The 3,733-nt window shown below is 41.4% G+C and carries 8 protein-coding genes; all 8 read right to left on the bottom strand.

All coding sequences use genetic code 11. From position 1 onward, the window contains the following. Positions 1-124: 124 nt before the first annotated feature. Positions 125-946 carry a hypothetical protein gene (locus B4237_RS12505; RefSeq protein ID WP_286943385.1) on the bottom strand — a complete coding sequence of 274 codons (822 nt, stop codon included), beginning with the start codon at positions 944-946 and terminating at the stop codon, positions 125-127. Continuing rightward, positions 946-1,173, bottom strand: coding sequence for a hypothetical protein (locus B4237_RS12500; protein WP_286943383.1), 228 nt, complete (start codon positions 1,171-1,173; stop codon positions 946-948). Before B4237_RS12500 ends, B4237_RS12505 begins: the two co-directional genes overlap by 1 nt. A gap of 5 nt (positions 1,174-1,178) precedes the next feature. Then, on the bottom strand, positions 1,179-1,715 hold the full coding sequence (locus tag B4237_RS12495) for a hypothetical protein (protein WP_286943381.1): 537 nt from the start codon (positions 1,713-1,715) through the stop codon (positions 1,179-1,181). Continuing rightward, positions 1,716-2,030, bottom strand: coding sequence for a hypothetical protein (locus tag B4237_RS12490; protein WP_286943379.1), 315 nt, complete (start codon positions 2,028-2,030; stop codon positions 1,716-1,718). Between the two features lie 11 nt (positions 2,031-2,041). Beyond that, a complete protein-coding gene (locus tag B4237_RS12485; RefSeq protein ID WP_286943377.1) occupies positions 2,042-2,410 on the bottom strand; it encodes a hypothetical protein in 369 nt (122 codons plus the stop codon). Positions 2,411-2,420: 10 nt separating this feature from the next. Further along, entirely contained in the window at positions 2,421-2,882 is a 462-nt protein-coding gene (locus B4237_RS12480) for a hypothetical protein (RefSeq protein ID WP_286943375.1), read from the bottom strand. Beyond that, on the bottom strand, positions 2,879-3,304 hold the full coding sequence (locus tag B4237_RS12475) for a hypothetical protein (RefSeq protein WP_286943373.1): 426 nt from the start codon (positions 3,302-3,304) through the stop codon (positions 2,879-2,881). The genes B4237_RS12480 and B4237_RS12475 overlap by 4 nt, the downstream gene beginning before the upstream one ends. After that, on the bottom strand, positions 3,304-3,733 hold a 430-nt coding region (locus B4237_RS12470; protein ID WP_286943371.1), incomplete at its 5' end, for a hypothetical protein. The genes B4237_RS12470 and B4237_RS12475, both read right to left, overlap by 1 nt.

Genomic DNA, 3,733 nt, shown 5'->3' with positions numbered 1-3,733 from the left:
AGTGCCAGCAGTTCCAATCATGATGTGTTCGATGCGTTTGATACGCAGGATGGTTTCTTTCCAGCGTTCAGCGCAGACTGCTTCATGAGTATCTAGTTCAGCCTTGACTGATGTGACGGTTGGCTTAGTCATGGTATGAACTTGAAAGAGCTATATCGTTTGCAACCCAATTAGCCATTGAGCCGGTACTATTATTAGCTCCTTTTATATAATAACAAGTAAAACCGTGAGTAAAAGCTCCTGTATAAATTGCCAATTTATCGTTAGGAAAAACAGCCGTGAACAAACCAGTTGTATCTACAACAATACTATCATTGTCTGATTTCTTTTTTGGTATTACATGAGTGTAGAAAAATTCTCTAACACCTATTTGGTTGTTTTGATTATAACGGAGAGTACCCCAACTTGCCGTATGTGTTAAATCAGAATTATTTGTTCCACCATCAGAACCCATGTTTCCATAGTGACCTAATGCAAATTGAAAAGTATCATCACTTGTGCAAGCAACATCTAGTTTGAATATTCCTTGTGCAGCCCATCCATGAACTATTTTAAAAGTCTTGCTATGATGAGTTTGTGTTTCGCTAAAAAAAGTTTCATCAGCTCCGTTTATGGTACTAAATTGTATATAACTTGCGGTTTGATCTGCTGGATTAAAAATATAAAATTCGCCCCAATCATCAAAAAAATCATCACCCCAATCCGCCCAAAAGAATCGGGCACCTGATGGCTGTAAAGAGCCGCTAGGTGATTTAGGATTAAAACCACTTGGAGGTGGCCTCTGAACGGTTGTAGAACTCATGTCTTTACTAACAACCAATGTATTCAACGTAAATCCTTGAGCGCCAGTAAGACCTTGTGATTTGAGGAATTGGCCGCTACCACCGCCGCCGCCAGCAGAAATAACTTTACGAGGTGATTTTAATTTTCCAACAGATACCAGCATCACTCTATACCTTTCAATGTTTTATAACTTTGAGTCGCAGCACTAATCTGATTTGCTTCAGACAAAGTATCAAAATTAGAGTTAGCTTCTTTGGCATGAGCTATTGCAGCGTTAATGTTTGCAGTAAATTCATCACGAAATTCCTGCATTTCTGTTTCATTTGAATAAGTTTTTAAGTGAAGATTTTCCATATCGTGAATAGCTATTATAAATTTTTCAATTTGCATAATTATTACCCAATATTGTAAGCGGTAGAATTAGCAGGCGCATCAATAACGACTGAGCCACGTGTGATTTCTTCACCAGAAAAAGCCCCAGTATTAGATGTTCTTAAAAATATTGTTTGGCTTGTACTAGCAGTAAGGCCTACGTTAAAAGTAACTTTTGCAGAAAGAATCGGGTCACTTGTTTGACCAGTATCTAACTGGATATACCAACCTTGACTATATGTACTTAAAACATTCCACCAAAAAGTACTGATAGAATTATCAAATGTTTTCCAAGCTCCATAAAAATCTGAAAGTTGCTGGGGACTAGAAGCAACAAGAGGCGAGGGAGCAGTAGCTGATGTCATACTCCCAACAGTGTCTGGATATTTAGTTCCAGTTTGATTTGCTCCAGTAAAAAACTCTATTTCATATATTGCTGAATAACTAGAAGACGATTCCGAAACGATTCGGGCATATCTACTAGGCCCAGCAGCAGCAGCAGCAGCGATGACACGGCGTCTGGCACTCATTATGCCTATATTGCCAACGCCGCCAAGCATTTACGACATCTCAGTTACAAAGACTGTACCAGCCTCGGAGCTTTGGATAGCTGCGCATTTTTCACCAGCGGTGACTTTGAAGTATTCAACCTGATTAGCAGGCATGAATGGCAAAGATGTTGTAGCTGTCGGTGATGCTGCAAAAGTAATATGACAATCTTTGGTTGCTACAATTCGAACCACTGTTGTGCCAGCAGCAAATGCACTACTTGTTGCAGCACTTGATCCGCTAGTAGTAATTGTTTGCGTTGTGCCAGGTGCAAGCGCCTGGATTGGGTGAAAGTTGCTGCTGTCAATGGCAAGTGTTGTGGACATGATGTTTCTCCTTATGCGTAAGGACTTGCGCCTAGAACACTTGTGTCCCAAGCAGCTTTGAGCTTGTCAATCGTATCTGCGTTTGTAATTGCAGATGCAGCAGGCGCATCACGCAACGCTTTCTTTTTGTTTATAGAGGCAGTTTTGGCAGACGCATCATCAGCTTCAAGGGCTTTCATATACGCAACATCCTCTGCCTCAAGCAAAGGCTTGCGCACCTCACGAATCTTGTCTTGAAAAATCTTCTTTGCTTCTGTCAGGTCTTCACTAATGACCTTGCCAGACAAAGACCAAGCACCACGAAAGTGGCGGTCAGATGGAACGGTAGCTGTAGAAGCATCAATAGACGCACCATCTTTATCTACAATATACGTTGTCATTGAGTACTCCTCATGCTGCTAGTTCATCAGAGATACGCCAAGCGTTTCTCCATTCGCGTGTTGTCGGTAGTTGTTTTTTCCGACAGATCACCATCTTCGGGCGATTACCTTCGTCCCATGATTGCCATACAGATTGTGGCACATCTTTTTGGATAAGATACTCAATGGCCTCTTCTTCAGTCATTGCACCCATAGGTTCTGTTTCATGCAACAAATAACCACGTGTGTGCTGCTTGAAGTCTGGTTGCGCCTCATCTTTAGCTAATTCCCAATACACCCAGACAGGCGGTAAGATACCACCCTGCAAAGCACAAGCCATCCAGTTTGGATCAGGTATCATTACAGATGCAGGTTTATCCACGCTGTTTTCAAAGACAACCACATAGTCTGACTGCACACCCTCAAGACTATCCTTAGCCCAGCAAAGCCTTTCCCATAGATGTGTGCCTTGGAAATCTGGAGTTTGCGTCATGCCAAATCCCCTGCAACACTAACACTAGCATTTGTTGTAATGTCCAATACTTCATAAACACCACTAGAGCTAGTATAACCACTATCTATTTCAACAGAACTTGTAGCTTTGCTTTCAACAACAAATACTCTTACATTGTTCGATCCAGCCGCGTGATTAAAAGTCACTGTCGCATTTGCTGAATAATTTATGCTTCCCATCGCATTAGTGAAGTTTAAGCCATATTCTCCAGTTCCATCGTCATCAATACTAGAAAAATTAAAGCTATCCGGCAAAGATGCTCCACCTGCCGCAATATCAGCCCATGCTTTGCACAGTCCTTGCTGTAAATTTGTTGTAGTCGAGTTTCCTTCGCCAGTAATTGAAATAGACCCAGCCGTAGTCTTGCCAGAAATGGTATCAACATTAAGAATGCTAGCCATTACGCAAGGTCTCCCATTATGTGAACACACATCTCTTGGTTATCTTGTGCAGAAACACCATCTCGAAAGCCACGAACATTCTGCGTACTTGTTGATTTAGCACGTAAACCTAAACTGCGATTTCCACCAGAATCATCATTTTCACCAGCGGCCCCAGAAGCTGCGTAACCTGTATTACTCATATTATTTGTAATACTTAAATCATGTATGCCTGATCCAGCATCATTGATACTTGTTATATTAAAACTGTCTCCAACAGCAGTTGCTGAAACAAATGGAGTAATTGTCGCATCAAACTCAACCCATGCTTTACACAACCCTTGTTGCAGATTAGTAGTTGCCGTACCTTCGCCCTGTACAGTTATAGAACCTGCAGTAGTTTGTCCTTCAAAGACATTAGTCTTTATCTTATATTGACCTGCAACGTTT

It is taken from the genome of Acinetobacter sp. UBA6526, from assembly GCF_002434875.1.
In the GTDB taxonomy this organism is placed as follows: domain Bacteria; phylum Pseudomonadota; class Gammaproteobacteria; order Pseudomonadales; family Moraxellaceae; genus Acinetobacter; species Acinetobacter venetianus.
This window is presented reverse-complemented; position numbering and strand designations above follow the sequence as displayed.

Bases quoted from the DNA above. Each gene is read 5' to 3' on its own strand.
- B4237_RS12505 (WP_286943385.1), bottom strand. From the start codon at position 946: ATGCTGGTATCTGTTGGAAAATTAAAATCACCTCGTAAAGTTATTTCT.
- B4237_RS12500 (WP_286943383.1), bottom strand. From the start codon at position 1,173: ATGCAAATTGAAAAATTTATAATAGCTATTCACGATATGGAAAATCTT.
- B4237_RS12495 (WP_286943381.1), bottom strand. From the start codon at position 1,715: ATGCTTGGCGGCGTTGGCAATATAGGCATAATGAGTGCCAGACGCCGT.
- B4237_RS12490 (WP_286943379.1), bottom strand. From the start codon at position 2,030: ATGTCCACAACACTTGCCATTGACAGCAGCAACTTTCACCCAATCCAG.
- B4237_RS12485 (WP_286943377.1), bottom strand. From the start codon at position 2,410: ATGACAACGTATATTGTAGATAAAGATGGTGCGTCTATTGATGCTTCT.
- B4237_RS12480 (WP_286943375.1), bottom strand. From the start codon at position 2,882: ATGACGCAAACTCCAGATTTCCAAGGCACACATCTATGGGAAAGGCTT.
- B4237_RS12475 (WP_286943373.1), bottom strand. From the start codon at position 3,304: ATGGCTAGCATTCTTAATGTTGATACCATTTCTGGCAAGACTACGGCT.